The sequence below is a fragment of the Aeromonas sp. A600620 genome (assembly GCF_029479985.1).
Classification (GTDB): Bacteria; Pseudomonadota; Gammaproteobacteria; order Enterobacterales; family Aeromonadaceae; genus Aeromonas; species Aeromonas veronii_A.
On the sequence record NZ_JAAKXB010000010.1, the window covers coordinates 136,867 to 152,129 of the forward strand.

Below are 15,263 nucleotides of genomic sequence, written 5' to 3' on the forward strand. Positions count from 1 at the left end.
TATTCCAAGACCTGATTCCAGTATATTGGATGGCACCTGATCCGTTAGAAGCGACTGTTTATGGCAAATCCTGAAATCGAGAGCCCGCTGGACGGGATCGACAAGTTGACCGTCTCGCTCTACCGCCTTGGCTTGAGTGCAGCTGCCCTGTTGCTGCTTTGCCGCGGTGCGGCGCTGCTGAGCGGGATGGCACTGCTCCCGTCGGCACAATGGTTGATGTCGCTGGCAGTGGCAAGCGCAATCTGCGGCTTCTCGCTGCATATCTACGACAAGCGGATTCGCCTGATTCTGCAGGGATTTGGTTGGGGCGCGCTGGCCCTGGCTGCGGTAGGAGCGCCGGATGCGCTGGTGCTGGGAGCGGCCTTGGCGACCCTCTCCGGGCTGGCGTTCAAGGAGCAGTTTTGCTTCGCCATTCCCGGCATCAAGCTGGTGCCCGTATTGCTGCCGGCGTTATGGCTGCTGGAGTGGTTGCGGGTGGAGTGGGCCGCCGCACTGGTGGCGCTGGCCTGCGGGGCCCTGTTGACCTTGCTGGCGCTGGCCAAGTGGCGGATGCCCCTGCACTTCGATATCGGTGACAAGGGGCGTTACCAGATCTAGGTCTGCTGGCACACCTTCATCTGCTGGTTGAGGGCCTGCATCACCTGACGGCGGCTGATGATGCCGACCACCTTGCCCTGTTGCTGCACCGGGTAGATCTTGGGCTTGGCGTCAGCCATCTGGCGGGCCAGCTCCAGAATACTGTCATCCGGCCCGACCGAGAGGGGCGAACGGTTCATCAGATCCTCCACCCGGGTGCGGGTATCGCAGTGGTAGCTGCCGGTGAGCAGGCTGGGAATGCAATCTTGTTCGGAAAGAAAGCCGATCAGCCGTTTCTGCTCATCCAGCACCGGCAGGCCGCCAAGACCCGATTGATGCAGGCGATCCAGCGCCTCGGCCAGGCCGAGTCCGGCAGTCAGGGAGTGGGTCAGGCGACCCATGTGGTGGTGTACTTTCAGCATGGTGGTAACTCCGCAAGAGGGGGATGCCGCCACTATGACGCGGGTGGGTGGCCCGCGACCAATGGCTTGTGCCGCAGAGATTGATAGGCACCGGCCATCGGCGGTGATCCGCTGGCAGGCGGGCTTCGTTCATGCAAGACCATGAAAGGGAAAGGAGATCGTATGCGTGCATTGGTTACGGGCTGCGGCCGTCGACTCGGATTTTATCTCTGTGAACAGCTGGTGGCAGCGGGTTGGCAGGTGACGGGCAGCTATCGCAGCGAGCGGCCGGAGCTAGCCACGCTGGCAGCACTGGGGGTCGAACTGGTGCTGGCGGATTTTGGCCGGGAAGATGACGTTGGCAAGCTGATCGATGTGCTGGCTGCCCATCAGGATCTGGCGCTGGTGATCCACAACGCCTCGGCCTTCGAGCCGCAGGCAACTGATCCGGCGGCGCAACTGGCCCAATTCGAGCAGTTCTACCGGGTACACATGGCGGCCCCCTTCCAGCTAAACCGGGCGTTGGCCCCCCAGCTTGCCAGCAACCCCAACGCCAGCATCATTCACATCACCGATATCTATATCCATGCCCCGGCCCCCCGTTTTGCCAGCTATGTGGCGACCAAGGCGGGAGCCCATTCGCTGGCCATGAGCTTTGCCCGCGAGCTGGCGCCTGCGGTGCGGGTCAACACTATAGAGCCGGGGCCGATCCTGTTTCTCGACGAGCATGACGAGGCATGGCGCCAGCAGGTGTTGGCGAAAACACCGCTGGCGCGGGAGGGTGGACTTGAGCCCATCTGGCAGGCGGTGCAGTTACTGATGGGGAACAGTTATATGACGGGGGCCAGCATCAAGGTAGATGGCGGGCGGGCGCTGGCCACCCTCTGATAGGTTGCCGAGCACCAGCGGCCCCAGCCCGACCTGCCGAGTCAGCAAGCCTTTGCCGGGTTTGAGTTTGCCCGACGGGGCGGGGAGCGTCACTTGCAGCGCCACCTTGGGCTCATGCACCTCGCCATGGCCATAGAGCTCGGCCAGCAGCTCCGCCAGATAGGAATCGACCTCTGCCGAGGCAAAGTCACCGCTCCTGTTGCTGGCCAGAATATCGATGTCGAGCGGCCGATCGTGCACCTTGCAGAGTGGATCGCTGCGATCCCGGCCGTGAGCTACCTCAAGGGCGACAAAGTGCTGCTTGAGGCGGGCGGCATCGAGCGGGCTCTCCACCACCAGCAGGCAGTTGAGAAAGTCGTGGCAGGAGTGCATTCCCACCGGCTTGGTGCGGATCACCGAACTCAGCCGCAGGGGGCCGACGTTCACAAACAGCTCGGCCAGCGCGCGGCTGACATGGATGTGCGGGTCAATATTGGATCCAATGCTACACAGATAGAACATGCTCACCTTCCCGGGGTTGGGCTCATCTGAAATGTATACGCAGCTCACGGTTATCGGATTAACTATGGCTTAACATTGTCTTATCTATTGTGATCCGGCACTGATTGGCAGAAAGGAGGTTTGCATGAGTGTGGAGCTGAAATGGGCGCTGTTGACCGCTTCGGGTGCGCTGGCGCTGATCATGATTATCTGTCTGGCCTCTGTCGCGTTGGCGTGAATCACCACAATCCAGATAATCCAAACCGGCCTGTTGGCCGGTTTTGTTTTTCTGGGCGGTGCAGCTATGCTGGCGCACCGGTGAGAACGCAAGAGAAGAGATGATGACCAAGGTTCGCCCACGCTCCCTGCTGCAGGTGGTATTGATGGGATTCGTGCTGGTATTGATGCCGCTGGGCGGCATGATCTGGCACAACAGCACCTCCCTTGCCCACCTCAGCCAACTCACCAGCGACGAGATGGAGCGGGCGGTCAAGGATACCCGCCGCGCCACCCTGCTGACGGCGCAGGCCATCGATATCGAACGCACCTTGCGCCGCTTCGCGGTGCTGGGGGATCGCCGCAGCCTCACCAGCTACCAGCAGCAACTCGACGGGTACCGGGTGTTGCTGGCAGAACATCGCAGCTCTATCTCCGACGGTCAGCTCTACAGGGGGCTCGATCAGGGGCTGGCCTGGCTCGACAGCTTGCAGGATGCCGCGCTGGCCCAGGCTGCGGTGGCGGGGGACAAGCTAGAGCTGTTTAACGATGCCAACAAGCAGCTTGAGATGGTCACCCGCAGCCGGGTTGACGAACACATGGAGCGGGTGCGACTCACCATCGCCGGACTGACCAGGGAGCTCTGGTGGGTGAGCGGCGCTGTAGCGGCGCTCAGCCTGCTGATGGTCTTTATCTTCACCTACCTGATCATCCACCCGGTACGACAGATTGAGTCGCGCATCTTGAGCCTAGGGGCGGGGGTCGAGCCGGATCCAAGGCCGGTAGATGGCCCCGCCGAGCTGGTGTTGCTGGGGGAGCGGATCCTCTGGCTTTACGACAAGCTCAAGGAGCTGGAGCAGCAAAAGTACCAGTTTCTGCGTCATGTTTCCCACGAGCTCAAGACCCCGCTAGCGGTGCTGCGGGAGGGGTCGGATCTGCTCTGCGAGCAGCTGGTCGGGCCGTTGACGCCGGATCAGCTGGAGATCTGCCAGATGCTGGACGAGAGCAGTCGGCGTTTGCAGACCCTGATCGAGCGGCTGCTCGACTTCAACCGGCTCAGTCAGCAGGAGGCCTTCGAACTGGAGCCCGTCCCCCTGCTGCCCATGCTGTCAGAACTCACCATCGAGTACCGGTTGGCATTGGAGTCCAAGCAGATCCGTGTACACTTGCCGACCGGGCCGGTTACCCTGTGGGCGGAGCCCTACCGGTTGAGACTGATCCTCGATAACCTCTTCTCCAACGCAGTCAGTTACGGCGCCAGCGGGGGCAATATCTGGATCAGGGCAGGGCAGGATGAACAGACAAGCTGGCTGGAGGTAGCCAACGAGGGGCCAGAGATCCCCGCTGCCGATCAGCAACGTATTTTTGAACCCTTCGAACAGGGCAGTACAGTGCGGCAAGGTGTATTGAAAGGCTCTGGTATGGGTCTCTCTATCGCCCGTGAGTCTGCCCATAGCCTCGGAGGTGAGTTGGTTCTGGTAAGAGATGAACAGGCAGATGTCTGCTTCAGGTTGACGTTGAAAAGAGAACTATGAAGATACAGCGCGTATTTCCAGCCCTGATGATGGGGTTGCTCGCGGGTTGCGGCCTGCTGCCACAGCACGAGCAGCAGAACTCCTCCGATATCGCTTTTGCCAAGCGGATGGAGTTTGCCAACAAGGAGATGCAGGTACGTCTGCAATACTCCGACTGGTTGCTGGCCAGCCATCCCCAGCAGCGTGTGCAGGAGCGTCAACGCCTGAAAGGGGCGGGAGATCTTGAGAGCCGGGTCAGTCTGGCGATGGTGGATTCCCACCCGGCCGAATCGGTGGCCAATCGTACTGCCGGGCTGGTGCGCCTGAAGCAGATGCTGCCCGAGCTGGGTCTTGATGCACAGGCTTTTTTGCGCAGCTGGATCGCTCTCGGAGAGCAGTTGCTGGCTCGCGACAGCCGGCGTGATGATCAGAGTCAGGAGATCCAGCGGCTGCGTCGTCAGATCGAGCAGCTGACTGCCATCGATGACCAGCTCAACCAGCGCAAGCTGAACGAGAATCGTGAGGCTATACCATGAGCCGGATCTTGCTGGTGGATGATGACGTCAGTCTGCTCAAGCTGATGAGCATGCGGCTGCGCAGTCAGGGTTATGAGGTGGATACTGCCGACAGTGCGGAAGGGGCCCTCGACCGGCTGCGCCAGCAGCGGGCCGATCTGGTGCTGAGCGATCTGCGGATGGGGGGCATGGACGGTCTGGCGCTGTTCGAGCGGATCCAGGCCCAGTGGCTGGGGCTGCCGGTGATCATCATGACCGCCCACGGCACCATACCGGACGCTATTCAGGCGACCCGCTCCGGCGTCTTCAGCTTTTTGACCAAGCCCATTGACAAGGATGAGCTGCTGGCCACCATAGAGCATGCTCTCAGCCTGACCCGGCCGAAACAGCAGCAGGAGTGGCAGTCACTGATCCTGACCCGCAATCCCCAGTTGGAACAGTTACTGATCCAGGCTCACAGCATCGCCACCATGGAGGTGCCGGTACTGATCATGGGGCCGTCAGGCTCCGGCAAGGGGGCGATGGCGCAGGCGCTGCACCAGGCCAGCCAGCGCCGCGACAAGCCGCTCCATACCATCAACTGCGCCGCCATTCCGTGGGCGTCACTCGACTTGCAGCTGTTTGGTGAAGATGGCCAGTCCGGGCTGTTCGAGCAGGCCAAGGGGGCGACTCTGTTTCTCGACGAGATTGGCAGCCTGTCGGAATCCTTGCAGGCCAAGCTGCTGCAGGTGATGGAGGAGTATGGTCAGGGCACGCCGGAGGTGCGTGTGCTCAGCTCCAGCCATCAGGATCTGGTCAAGGCGATGGAGGAGGGACGCTTTCGGGAAGATCTCTTCTATCGTCTCAACGTCGCCAATATCACCTTGCCGTCTCTCAGTGCCCGCAGTGAAGACATTCCGCTGCTGGCCAGACAGGCGCTGGATGATTATCGCTGCCGCCACAGCGACTGCGCCGCCATGGGCTTCTCGCCGGAGGCGCTGGCGATGCTGGCCGCCGCTGCCTGGCCCGGTAACGTGCGTCAGCTCTGCAATCTGGTGGAGCAACTCGCCAGCCTCTGTTGCAGCCCGGTGATCGGGGTCTCCATGGTGGAGTCCGCCCTGAGCGGCGGCGGTGGTGGCATCCCTTCCTTCAACGAGGCTCGTGCCGAATTCGAGAAGGAGTATCTGATCCGTTTGCTGCGCACTACCGAAGGCAACGTGACTCTGGCGGCCAACCTGGCGGGCAGAAACCGTACCGATTTTTACAAGTTATTGAATCGGCACGGTATCGAAGCTGCAAACTTCAAATCGAAGGGATAAATCAGGCGGGATCAACCACCGCCGGAGCGGCATCGGCTTTTTGGGTTTTATGGGAGAGCCAGAGGCCGCTCGCCTTCATCAGGTAACCGAACAAGGCGCCAATGATGAGGGAGGGCAGGATCAGCCGCCACTCGCCAGCCGCCCCGAAGGTGGCACAGCAACCGGCAAAGGTGCCGGGAATGTAGCCGAGCCACTGCTGCTTGGCCTGTACGCACATCAGGGTTGCGACCACCCCCGTCATCACGTAACCCGCCACACCCGCCCCCCACAGGCTGTCGCCATGGATCAGCAGCAGTGCCCACAGCATGCCGCTGGTGTTGCAGAAGATGGTCTGCAGCAGCGCCTTGTAGCCGCCGCTTGACGCGAAATAGCTGGTGCAGCCGAGAAAGCCGACCCAGGAGATAAGGCCGAACGTGACGGCAATCCAGCCCCAGACGGCGGAGAGAATTCCAGTAGTGATGGCGATGGCGATCAGTGGGCTCATGGGGGCGACTCTTCAGTTGGCTTCGCAAAATGGGCAGCCTACCCCCGGCAATTGGGGCGGCAAGCGGGGGCCGAATTGTGTGTGATCTTCATCACCCTTTTCAACTCAGGAATACGCTTGCGCTCGCGAAAAAAATTCATTGGTGACCGGCCTGACAGTCGGCCATAGTTAGAGGCCCTGTCCTGCTCATGGAGTGAGTCTGATGGCGCCAAATGTGATCGTTCCCCTGCTGGTGTTCGTAGTCCTGTTTCTGGTCGGCACCATGGCCAAGGCACTGCCCCTGCACCACATGATGTAAATTTGTGTGAAATAAAAATCTGCCGGGGCGGGTCTTATCCATACTGCCTCACTCAGCCCCGGGAGTTTTTAATGTTGATCAAGCGTCGTACCGCCCACCCCCTCACCGAACAGGATGTTACCCCGGAAGCCGTCTATCAGGACCGCCGCCTTATTCTCAAGGGGCTGGGTCTGGGCGCAGCCACCCTGGCGTTCCCCACTCAGGCCGGAGTGCTCGACCTGCTGCGCGGTAAAGAGGATGCCCCCCAATTAGCTACCAAACCGCTCAACAGCAAGCCTGCGGAGCGCCCGGCCAATCTGGTGCTGACACCGGAAGAGAAGGCCACCAGTTACAACAACTTCTATGAGCTCGGCACCGACAAGTCCGACCCGGCTCGCAACGCACATTACCTCAAGCCCGAACCCTGGACCCTCAAGGTGGAGGGGGAGGTGGCCAAGCCCTTTACCCTCGATGTGTGGGACCTCATCAACAAGAGCGAGCTGGAGGAGCGGATCTACCGGCTGCGCTGCGTTGAAGCCTGGTCCATGGTACTGCCCTGGAACGGCATCTCGCTGGCGGAGATTATCCGCCGTGCCGAGCCCACCAGTCGCGCCAAGTTTGTCGCCTTCGAAACCCTGTTTGATCCGAAACAGCTGCCGGGGCAGGCCTCCAGTTTGGGGGGCGGCATCGAGTATCCCTATGTGGAGGGGCTGCGTATCGACGAGGCGATGCACCCTCTCTCATTCCTTGCGATGGGGCTCTACGGCAAGACCCTGCCCGCCCAGAATGGCGCGCCGATCCGGCTGGTAGTGCCGTGGAAGTATGGCTTCAAGAGCATCAAGAGCATCGTCTCGATCCGGCTGGTAGAGGAGATGCCGCCCACCACCTGGAACCTGCTGGCTCCCAACGAATATGGCTTCTACGCCAACGTCAACCCGCAGGTGGATCACCCGCGCTGGAGCCAGGCAAGCGAGCGTTTCATCGGCGAGGGAGGAGTGTTTGGCGCCAAGCGTCAGCCGACCCTGATGTTCAACGGCTATGGTGACGAAGTCGCCTCGCTCTATCAGGGGATGGATCTGCGCCAATGGTACTGAGATTGAAACCGGCCCATATCAGCGGCTTGCGGGCGCTGGTGCATCTGTGCTCCCTCGGCTTCCTGCTCTGGCTGGTTTTTGCCATCCCGGCAGGCCTGCTGGGGGGCGATCCGGTGCCCGAGCTCATCCACTACCTCGGCAAGGGGGCGCTCAATCTGCTGCTGCTCACCCTGTTGGTCTCGCCGCTGGCCAAGCGCTGGCGGCAGGGGCAGCTCATCAAGCTGCGCCGCCCCCTCGGGCTCTGGTGTTTTGCCTGGGCGCTGCTCCACTTCATGGCGTGGCTGGGGCTGGATCTGCAGTTTGACTGGGGGCTGATTGGCGGCGAGCTGGTCAAGCGCAGCTACATAGTGGTGGGGATGGTGGCCCTGCTGCTGCTGGCCGCCCTCAGCATCACTTCGCTGCCCGCATTGCAGCGCAGCATGGGCGCTGCATGGCAGAAGCTGCACAACTGGGTCTATGCCATCGCCCTGCTGGTACCGGTGCACTACTGGTGGTCGCTCAAGAGCGGTTGGGGGGAGCCCCTCATCTACCTGCTGCTGGCCTGCGCCCTGCTCTGGCCGAGGCGGGAGAAGCTGCTGCGCCCCATGCGGGGACGCTGGAATGCAAAAGAGGCCTAATCGGCCTCTTGTTGTTTGATCTCGCCAGTGTAGGCATCGACGATGAGATGCACCTTCTGATCCTGGCGATTGAGGGTTTTGACCTCGAATTTGTCCCCTTCCAGCTCCACTTCCCGAATGTCGTGATACCCTTGCGCCAGCAGGAGTTTGACCAGCCCGGCCATGTCGAGACGGCTCTGGGCCGCCCAGCTTGTGGCACTCAACAGGCAAAGGATCAGCAGGAAACTGCGCGGGATCATATTCATTCCGGATTCATGGCTGGCAGACTATAAACGCCATTATGTTAGGTTTTTGGAGATGAATCATCCATGAATAGAGCGCTCCCTCTGCTTGGGTTATTGCTGCCGTTGCTGGCACAGGCGGTCACGCCTGATGAAGCTATGCTGCAGCAAGCTGTCCATGAGGGACGGGTTCGGCCCTTCCATGAAATGATGGAGGTGGCGGCCAGATTGCCGGTGCGGGTGTTGCGGGTGGATCTGGGGGAAGAGGATGGTATCTGGCTCTATGAACTGCGAGTCATCGATCGGGAAAACAGCGTGATCAAGGTAGCCTATCGGGCCGACAACCTTGAGCTGGTGTGGGCCAAGGGCCACCATCTGGAGCGGTTGTTCGAACCGCCAAAGCCCCCGGTCGAGGATGATGAATAACCCCTGTGTGGAAGCCTGTTCATGCGAATTCTGATTGTTGAAGACGAAAAAATTCTGGCTGGCCAGCTGGCCGAACAGCTGCGCCTCTCCGGCTTTGTCACCGACCTCTGCCACGATGGCAACGAGGCCGGTTTCCTTGGTGAGACCGAACCCTACGACGCCATCATTCTCGACCTCGGCCTGCCGGGGCGCGATGGCCTGAGCGTGCTGAAAGAGTGGCGCAGCAAGGGGATCGATACCCCGGTGCTGGTGCTGACCGCCCGTGGCCAGCTGCACGAGAAGATCGAAGGGCTCAACGCCGGTGCCGATGACTACCTCACCAAGCCGTTCCAGGTGGCCGAGCTGGTAGCGCGGGTCCATGCGCTGGTGCGCCGGGCAGCGGGCAACGCCAGCTCCATTCTGGAGATCGGCGGGGTGCGGCTCGACATGGCTGCGTCGCAGGTGTGGTATGAAGGGACCCCCATCAAGCTGACTGCCCACGAGTTCCGGGTGCTGGGTTACCTGATGCAGCACAGGGGCAAGGTGGTATCACGCAGCGAGCTGATCGACCACATCTATGCTCAGGATTTTGACCGTGACTCCAACACCGTGGAGGTGTTCATCGGCCGGATCCGCAAGAAAACCAACCCCGATCTGATTGAGACAGTGCGCGGCCTCGGGTACCGGATCAACGAATGAGGCTGGTGAGAACCCTGCGGGGGCGACTGGTCGCCATTGCGCTGGTGTGGTGCGGGCTGTTTCTGTTCGCCACCGGTTTCAGCCTGCAGACCATGATGCGCAACTACTGGCAGGAGGCGGAGGCCGACGGTCTGCGCCTGCAGCTTTATGATCTGCTCTCCCGGCTGGAAGTGGCCAAAACCGGCCTGCCGGTGGTCACCGGCTCCCTCTCCGATCCCCGCTTCAATCAACCCTACTCCGGCTACTACTGGCAACTGGAGCTGGGCCAAGATGTGGTGGGGCGCTCCCGTTCCCTGTGGGATACCAACCTGAAGAGCGACGGCCTCAAGTCGGCGTTTGGCGATCCCGACCTCTTTGTCGGCAAGGGACCCAACAAGGAGCCGCTGCTGATCATGACCCGTACCGTGCTGCTGCCCGGTTCGGATCGGGTGTTCACTCTGGTGATGGCCAAGGACAGCAGTGCCCTGACCCAGACCCTCAACAAGACCCGCATCAGCCTCTTCCTCGGCCTCGGCTTTGCCGCCGCCGGCCTGGTGCTCGGCTTCATGTTCCAGATCGTCTACGGCTTGCGGCCGCTGCACCTGCTGCGCCGCGAATTGGGGCGGGTTCACGAGGGTCATCAGGAGGGGTTCCGGCTGCGCTACCCGCTGGAGATCCAGCCGCTGGTGGAGGATATCAACCGGCTGCTGCACCACTACGGCGAGCTGCTGCAGCGGGCGCGCTCCCACACCGGCAATCTGGCCCACGCCCTCAAGACGCCGCTCAGCATCATGCGCAATCAGGTGGCTCAATTGCCGCCGGAGGATCAGGCCGCCATCGGCGAGCAGCTCGACCAGATCCAGCGCCATATCGACTATCACCTCGGTAAGGCGCGGGTGACCGGCGCCGCCAAGATCCTCGGGGTGTCGACCCCGGTGCGGGCGCGGGTGGAGTATATCTGCCGCGCCTTCTCCCGCCTCTATCCGGGCAAGACGGTGGATCTGCAAGTGCCCGCCAATCTGGCGGTCGGGGTGGAGGAGCAGGACTTCGACGAGATGGTGGGCAATTTGCTGGAGAACGCCTTCAAATGGTCCGCCAGCGAGCTGCGTATCTCCAGCGCCGAGCTGGGGGGCTGGATCACCCTGCGTATCGAGGATGACGGCCCCGGCATGAGCGAGGATCAGATCGCCAAGGCGGTGCTGCGCGGGGTGCGGCTCGACGAGAAGGTGCCGGGTTCCGGTCTCGGTCTCAACATCGTCTCCGATCTGGCGGAAGCCTATCGCGGCAGCTTTATTATGGGCCGCGCCGAACTGGGCGGGCTGGCCGCCTCCCTCTCGTTGCCCAAGGTGGCAAGGGTCGAGAGCTAGGCATAAGATATGGCATTTGTTTTAGCCTGAGGAAGAGAACCATGACCGACGATCCGTGGGCCCTGTGCCATCTTGACGATTCATTCGATGCCTCTGTACTGGGGGTCAAGGGCGCCCAGATCCAGTGGTTTGAAGACAGGGATGGCCTGATCGCGTTCCTGCTGGAAGATTTTGTCGACTTGCTGGCCGATGTGGGCGAGCTGGACGAGGAGCAGACCGAGCAGGCGCGCGAGCGCTTCACCCTGCTGGTGGAGCAGAGCTTCGACGATCGCACCCTGATGGATGCCATCAACGATCTCGCCTCCGGCCTGCGCCGCATCGCCTGGTTGGGGCCGCTCTCGGAGCTGGCCGAGATCAGCGACGAGTTTGCCTCCGGCCTGCGCCGCTATTTCTGGAGCCAGTACGACGGGGATGAAGATGACCCGGACGCCTGGGTGCCGGAAGAGCTGTGGCCGCAGCTGGTGGAGTGCGCGCAGGAGTATATGGAAGAGGGGGATTTTTAAATCCGTCCGGACTATGTGTGCTCTTTGGCAGACAGATAAAGAAACGGCGCCTTGATGGCGCCGTTTTTATTGGGTGGCAATCGCCTTAGCCGTTGGCCGGTACCGCGTGGGCGGTGTTGGCCAGCACCGGGCCTGTGTACTTCTCGATCTGCAGCTGGGCCATGTGGCCGCAGTTGCCTTGCGCCAGACTGGACGAGCCTTCGTCGAAGGTGAGGCAGTTGACGTTGCCGTTCTTGCAGATGCTGCCCGCTTCGCCCGGCTTGGCCGGGTCATACCAGGCCCCTTCGCAGATCCGCACCACGCCTTGGCGCACATCATCGGATAGCAGGGCGCCCACCAGGATCTGGCCGCGCTCGTTGAAGGCACGCACCAGATCCCCCTGGGCGATGCCACGAGCCTTGGCATCCAGCGGATGGATCATGATCGCCTCGCGGTCGGCGATGGCGAACTTGTCTCGCAGCGGGGTGTTGTCGAGTTGGGAGTGCAGCCGCTGGGTCGGGTGGGAGGTGTTGAGCGACAGCGGATAGCGCGCCGCCACTTCACTCTTCACCCACTCCCTGGGCTCATACCACTTGGGATGGCCGGCGCAGTCGGCGTAACCCATCCCCGCCACCGTGTTGGAGAAGATCTCGATCTTGCCGGACGGGGTACCGAGCGGGTTGAGCAGCGGGTTCTCGCGAAAATCGGCGTGACGGATCCACTGGCGGTTGGCCTCCGGGATCGGGAAGCGGATGTAGTTGTTGGATTCCCAGAACATATTGAACGGCGGCAGCGCCACGCGGGCGCCGCGGGCCTGTGCCGCCATGCCGTCGTACATCTGCTTGAGCCACAGCATCTCGTCCTTCCCTTCGGTGTACTGCTCCTGCACGCCCAGCTTGGCGGCGATGGCGCTGAAGATGTCGAAGTCGTTGCGGGCTTCAAACTGGGGCGGTACGCACTGGTGCATCGGGAACACATAGCGCTGGGAGTAGTCGCCCCCCATCTCCAGATCATTGCGCTCGTAGCTGGTGGTGACCGGCAGCACGATATCGGCGTGCTTGGCGGTAGCGGTCCAGTAAGGCTCGTGAACGATCACGGTCTGCGGTTTGCGCCACGCCAGCAGCAGGTTGTTGGTGTCCTGATGGTGGTGGAAGGGGTTGCCGCCCGCCACGTAGACCAGCTTGATGTCCGGATAGGTCACCTTGCGGCCGTTGAAGTCGATGGTCTTGCCCGGATTGGCGAGACAGTCGGCGATGCGGGCCACCGGGATCGGTGCCGGGCTGTTCTTCGGTGCGTTGCCGGCGGAGATACCGGCCAGAATGCCGCCTTTGGCGGTGGGGCTGCCACCGGAGGAGTAGTGGTAGCTGAAGCCGTAGCCGCCGCCCGGCAGGCCGATCTGGCCCAGCATGGAGGCCAGAGTGACCAGCATCCAGTTCGGCTGTTCGCCGTGCTGCTGACGCTGCATGCCCCAACCGGCCATGATCATGGTGCGCTTGGCGGCCATGTCGAGGGCCAGCTGGCGAATCACCTTGGCATCGACGCCGCAGACAGTGCTCGCCCACTCGGCACTCTTCGGCTGACCGTCATCCTTGCCGAGCAGGTATGCGAGGAACTTGTCGAAGCCGACGGTGTAGCGATCGAGGAAGGCCTGATCGTGCTTCTTCTCACTGTAGAGGGTGTGAGCGACACCCAGCATCATGGCCACGTCGGTGTAGGCGTTCGGGGCAATCCACTCGGCGCCGACCAACTTGGCGGTCTCGTTGTAGACCGGATCGATGCTGATGACGCGGGTGCCTTTCTCTTTCAGCGCCATGAAACCGGCCTGACCTTCGTGATCCGGCATGTTCCAGCTGTTCTTCAGGGTCACCTGAGCGTTGACCCCCCACAGAACGACCAGTTCGGCGTTCTCGACCACGTTGGGCCAGGCGGTCTGCTGCTCGTACACCTCGATGGAGCCCATCACGTGGGACATGATCACCTGAGCCGCGCCGGTGGAGTAGTCACCGGCATAACCGGTGAAGCCGCCGGAGAGGTTCATCAGGCGGTGCAGCAGGGTGCGGCTGTTGTGGAACATGCCGACACTCTTCCAGCCGTAGGAACCGGCGTGGATCGCCTGTGGGCCGAAGTCACTCTGCACGCGCTGGATTTCACCGGCCACCAGTTCGATCGCCTTGTCCCAGCTCACTCGCACCCACTCGTCGGCGCCGCGCAGCTCCGGCTTGGCGCCCGGACCATGCTCCAGCCAGCTCTTGCGCACCATGGGGTACTTGATGCGGTTTTTGGCGTGCACCTGGAACGGCGCCATGTCGATGAGATCGTTCGGCGCCGGATCATCGGCCACCGGCTGGACGCGCACCATGCGGCCATCTTCGACGATCGCCTCGAACGCACCCCAGTGGGCACCAGTCAGAATGCCCTTCTGGGCGGGCACCAGGGTCGGGAACTGGCTCAATGCGGTGCTGATGGCTTGCGCCAGCGCACTCTTGGGAAAAATGCCGCCGAGCAGGGGCAGGGCTGCGCAGGCGCCGAGCCCTTTGAGCAGGTTGCGGCGGGACAGATTGGTCTTCTTGTCATTGAAAAAAGTCATAACGGTTTTCCTCTGTGCCAGCCTTAGTGGGCCGCGCTCATGTCACTGGCGTGTTTCTGGACATACTGGGTCAACATGCGAGCCTGTTCCGGGGTCAGGGAGGTACGAGATTCCATCCCCTTGATGACGCCGATCCACTGGTTGGCATTGAAGTGATCCAGCGCGGTGAGGCCGTGGCAGCCGGTACAGTTGTTGGACATCAGGGTGGAGGCGTATTGCCACAGCTTGCCCTGATCGCCGATGAGCTGGCTCTGGTCGACCCAGGCGGTCAGCTTGACCTGATGCCAGGTGAGGTTGGTGGCGCTGTCGGTTTCGCTCTGGCCGGTGACCAGCGCTTTCTTGGCGGCATCGCCGACCAGTACGCTGAGGATCCGTTTGCCCGGTGCGGCGTAGAATACTTCGCTCACACCATCCTGTTGCCAGCCTTCGATCTGCACCTTGGCTCGGCCGTTTTCGTTGGCCAGCACTTCCACCTTGGTGGAGGGCATCAGGGTGCCTTCGTCGGTCTTGGCGGCAGCATCGAGGAACAGCGGGGTGGTGGCGATGGCGTAACGGGTGGTGACGTTGGCCGGGGTCTGGGCCGCAGCCTGCGCCAGCTCACTGGCACCGGCGGCAGCCAGGCCGCTCATGTCTGGCATGATGTGGGCGACACCGCGGTGGCAGTCGATACAGGTCTGGCCCTCCTTGATGGCGACCGGGTGTTCGGCACGGGCATTGGGGCGCTGGGCCAGAATGTCCATCGCCTCGTAGCTGTGGCAGCTGCGGCAGGTGGCGGAGTCGTTGGCTTTCAGCTCGTCCCAGACCGACTGGGCCATACGCAACTTGTGGGCCTCGTATTTCTCAGGGGTGTCGAGGGTGCCGATCGCCTCGTGATAGATATCCTTCACTGCACGGATCTTGGTCCACAGGTAGGAGGCTGGCTCATTGGGAATGTGGCAGTCGGCGCACTCGGCACGGATCCCCTTGGTGTTCTGGAAGTGGACACTGCCCTGATACTCGGCCAGCGGTGTCTGCATGGAGTGGCAGGAGACGCAGAATTCGGTGGAGCTGGTCTTGTGCAGCACGGTCACGGTGACACCCAGTGCCGCGACACCCAGCAGGGCCCCGAGCAGCAGGAGCCAGAACCAGGTTTTTCTTATCAGTTTTCCAATCATGGCGGCGTT

The 15,263-nt window shown here is 61.9% G+C and carries 18 protein-coding genes; 12 read left to right on the forward strand and 6 right to left on the reverse strand.

All coding sequences use genetic code 11. The annotated features are described in order from the left end of the window. The first annotated feature begins 60 nt into the window (after positions 1-60). Positions 61-597, forward strand: coding sequence for a DUF2301 domain-containing membrane protein (locus G5533_RS13765; protein ID WP_064338940.1), 537 nt, complete (start codon positions 61-63; stop codon positions 595-597). Here the strand turns inward: G5533_RS13765 and G5533_RS13770 are convergent. Further along, on the reverse strand, positions 594-998 hold the full coding sequence (locus tag G5533_RS13770) for a CBS domain-containing protein (RefSeq protein WP_216979929.1): 405 nt from the start codon (positions 996-998) through the stop codon (positions 594-596). The two genes, G5533_RS13765 and G5533_RS13770, sit on opposite strands and share 4 nt — an antisense overlap. Positions 999-1,160: 162 nt before the next feature. Between G5533_RS13770 and G5533_RS13775 the strand changes: the two genes are divergently transcribed. After that, entirely contained in the window at positions 1,161-1,865 is a 705-nt protein-coding gene (locus G5533_RS13775; RefSeq protein ID WP_216979930.1) for an SDR family oxidoreductase, read from the forward strand. On the opposite strand, the gene G5533_RS13780 is transcribed toward G5533_RS13775, so the two are convergent. Further along, on the reverse strand, positions 1,791-2,366 hold the full coding sequence (locus tag G5533_RS13780; protein ID WP_216979931.1) for a 2-amino-4-hydroxy-6-hydroxymethyldihydropteridine diphosphokinase: 576 nt from the start codon (positions 2,364-2,366) through the stop codon (positions 1,791-1,793). The genes G5533_RS13775 and G5533_RS13780 overlap by 75 nt on opposite strands. Before the next feature lie 124 nt (positions 2,367-2,490). Here G5533_RS13780 and cydH point away from each other — a divergent pair, with 124 nt between their 5' ends. From cydH to G5533_RS13800, 4 genes are all read left to right on the forward strand, one after another. Beyond that, on the forward strand, positions 2,491-2,583 hold the full coding sequence (gene cydH / locus G5533_RS13785; protein WP_216952243.1) for a cytochrome bd-I oxidase subunit CydH: 93 nt from the start codon (positions 2,491-2,493) through the stop codon (positions 2,581-2,583). Between the two features lie 103 nt (positions 2,584-2,686). Further along, complete coding sequence (locus G5533_RS13790; protein WP_421209119.1) at positions 2,687-4,096, forward strand: sensor histidine kinase; 1,410 nt, start codon at positions 2,687-2,689, stop codon at positions 4,094-4,096. Next, positions 4,093-4,611, forward strand: coding sequence for a hypothetical protein (locus tag G5533_RS13795; RefSeq protein WP_337073300.1), 519 nt, complete (start codon positions 4,093-4,095; stop codon positions 4,609-4,611). Before G5533_RS13790 ends, G5533_RS13795 begins: the two co-directional genes overlap by 4 nt. Continuing rightward, the gene (locus G5533_RS13800) at positions 4,608-5,888 is read left to right on the forward strand and encodes a sigma 54-interacting transcriptional regulator (protein WP_216952241.1); all 1,281 of its coding nucleotides are present in this window, start codon (positions 4,608-4,610) and stop codon (positions 5,886-5,888) included. The genes G5533_RS13795 and G5533_RS13800 overlap by 4 nt, the downstream gene beginning before the upstream one ends. Before the next feature lies 1 nt (position 5,889). Here G5533_RS13800 and G5533_RS13805 read toward each other — a convergent pair whose 3' ends face one another. Beyond that, complete coding sequence (locus G5533_RS13805; RefSeq protein ID WP_441254905.1) at positions 5,890-6,372, reverse strand: DUF1097 domain-containing protein; 483 nt, start codon at positions 6,370-6,372, stop codon at positions 5,890-5,892. A 369-nt stretch (positions 6,373-6,741) separates the two neighbouring features. Between G5533_RS13805 and msrP the strand changes: the two genes are divergently transcribed. Together msrP and msrQ are read left to right on the forward strand one after the other, a co-directional pair. Further along, positions 6,742-7,743, forward strand: coding sequence for a protein-methionine-sulfoxide reductase catalytic subunit MsrP (gene msrP / locus G5533_RS13810; RefSeq protein ID WP_184236585.1), 1,002 nt, complete (start codon positions 6,742-6,744; stop codon positions 7,741-7,743). Continuing rightward, the gene (gene msrQ / locus G5533_RS13815) at positions 7,734-8,360 is read left to right on the forward strand and encodes a protein-methionine-sulfoxide reductase heme-binding subunit MsrQ (RefSeq protein WP_421209075.1); all 627 of its coding nucleotides are present in this window, start codon (positions 7,734-7,736) and stop codon (positions 8,358-8,360) included. The genes msrP and msrQ overlap by 10 nt, the downstream gene beginning before the upstream one ends. Here msrQ and G5533_RS13820 read toward each other — a convergent pair. Beyond that, positions 8,357-8,605 (reverse strand): PepSY domain-containing protein, encoded by a 249-nt coding sequence (locus G5533_RS13820; RefSeq protein WP_013724184.1) that lies wholly within the window; start codon positions 8,603-8,605, stop codon positions 8,357-8,359. The two genes, msrQ and G5533_RS13820, sit on opposite strands and share 4 nt — an antisense overlap. Positions 8,606-8,668: 63 nt before the next feature. Here G5533_RS13820 and G5533_RS13825 point away from each other — a divergent pair, with 63 nt between their 5' ends. From G5533_RS13825 to G5533_RS13840, 4 genes are read left to right on the forward strand one after another with little or no spacing between them, the layout of a single operon-like run. Beyond that, positions 8,669-9,007, forward strand: coding sequence for a PepSY domain-containing protein (locus G5533_RS13825; RefSeq protein WP_005339825.1), 339 nt, complete (start codon positions 8,669-8,671; stop codon positions 9,005-9,007). 21 nt (positions 9,008-9,028) lie between these two features. Further along, positions 9,029-9,685 (forward strand): response regulator transcription factor, encoded by a 657-nt coding sequence (locus G5533_RS13830; RefSeq protein ID WP_005339826.1) that lies wholly within the window; start codon positions 9,029-9,031, stop codon positions 9,683-9,685. Further along, positions 9,682-11,031: a sensor histidine kinase gene (locus G5533_RS13835; RefSeq protein WP_421309905.1), complete on the forward strand. Its 1,350-nt coding sequence runs from the start codon at positions 9,682-9,684 to the stop codon at positions 11,029-11,031. Before G5533_RS13830 ends, G5533_RS13835 begins: the two co-directional genes overlap by 4 nt. A 41-nt stretch (positions 11,032-11,072) precedes the next feature. Next, entirely contained in the window at positions 11,073-11,534 is a 462-nt protein-coding gene (locus G5533_RS13840; protein WP_108542312.1) for a hypothetical protein, read from the forward strand. A gap of 85 nt (positions 11,535-11,619) precedes the next feature. Here the strand turns inward: G5533_RS13840 and torA are convergent, their stop codons facing one another. Both torA and G5533_RS13850 read right to left on the reverse strand, forming a co-directional pair. Next, positions 11,620-14,100, reverse strand: a complete 2,481-nt coding sequence (gene torA / locus G5533_RS13845; RefSeq protein WP_441254908.1) for a trimethylamine-N-oxide reductase TorA — start codon at positions 14,098-14,100, stop codon at positions 11,620-11,622. Positions 14,101-14,123: 23 nt separating this feature from the next. Then, the gene (locus tag G5533_RS13850; RefSeq protein WP_441254909.1) at positions 14,124-15,254 is read right to left on the reverse strand and encodes a NapC/NirT family cytochrome c; all 1,131 of its coding nucleotides are present in this window, start codon (positions 15,252-15,254) and stop codon (positions 14,124-14,126) included. Positions 15,255-15,263: the final 9 nt, after the last annotated feature.

Coding starts and splice junctions, on each gene's coding strand:
- G5533_RS13765 (WP_064338940.1), top strand. CDS start 61: ATGGCAAATCCTGAAATCGAGAGCCCGCTGGACGGGATCGACAAGTTG.
- G5533_RS13770 (WP_216979929.1), bottom strand. CDS start 998: ATGCTGAAAGTACACCACCACATGGGTCGCCTGACCCACTCCCTGACT.
- G5533_RS13775 (WP_216979930.1), top strand. CDS start 1,161: ATGCGTGCATTGGTTACGGGCTGCGGCCGTCGACTCGGATTTTATCTC.
- G5533_RS13780 (WP_216979931.1), bottom strand. CDS start 2,366: ATGTTCTATCTGTGTAGCATTGGATCCAATATTGACCCGCACATCCAT.
- cydH (WP_216952243.1), top strand. CDS start 2,491: ATGAGTGTGGAGCTGAAATGGGCGCTGTTGACCGCTTCGGGTGCGCTG.
- G5533_RS13790 (WP_421209119.1), top strand. CDS start 2,687: ATGACCAAGGTTCGCCCACGCTCCCTGCTGCAGGTGGTATTGATGGGA.
- G5533_RS13795 (WP_337073300.1), top strand. CDS start 4,093: ATGAAGATACAGCGCGTATTTCCAGCCCTGATGATGGGGTTGCTCGCG.
- G5533_RS13800 (WP_216952241.1), top strand. CDS start 4,608: ATGAGCCGGATCTTGCTGGTGGATGATGACGTCAGTCTGCTCAAGCTG.
- G5533_RS13805 (WP_441254905.1), bottom strand. CDS start 6,372: ATGAGCCCACTGATCGCCATCGCCATCACTACTGGAATTCTCTCCGCC.
- msrP (WP_184236585.1), top strand. CDS start 6,742: ATGTTGATCAAGCGTCGTACCGCCCACCCCCTCACCGAACAGGATGTT.
- msrQ (WP_421209075.1), top strand. CDS start 7,734: ATGGTACTGAGATTGAAACCGGCCCATATCAGCGGCTTGCGGGCGCTG.
- G5533_RS13820 (WP_013724184.1), bottom strand. CDS start 8,605: ATGAATATGATCCCGCGCAGTTTCCTGCTGATCCTTTGCCTGTTGAGT.
- G5533_RS13825 (WP_005339825.1), top strand. CDS start 8,669: ATGAATAGAGCGCTCCCTCTGCTTGGGTTATTGCTGCCGTTGCTGGCA.
- G5533_RS13830 (WP_005339826.1), top strand. CDS start 9,029: ATGCGAATTCTGATTGTTGAAGACGAAAAAATTCTGGCTGGCCAGCTG.
- G5533_RS13835 (WP_421309905.1), top strand. CDS start 9,682: ATGAGGCTGGTGAGAACCCTGCGGGGGCGACTGGTCGCCATTGCGCTG.
- G5533_RS13840 (WP_108542312.1), top strand. CDS start 11,073: ATGACCGACGATCCGTGGGCCCTGTGCCATCTTGACGATTCATTCGAT.
- torA (WP_441254908.1), bottom strand. CDS start 14,100: ATGACTTTTTTCAATGACAAGAAGACCAATCTGTCCCGCCGCAACCTG.
- G5533_RS13850 (WP_441254909.1), bottom strand. CDS start 15,254: ATGATTGGAAAACTGATAAGAAAAACCTGGTTCTGGCTCCTGCTGCTC.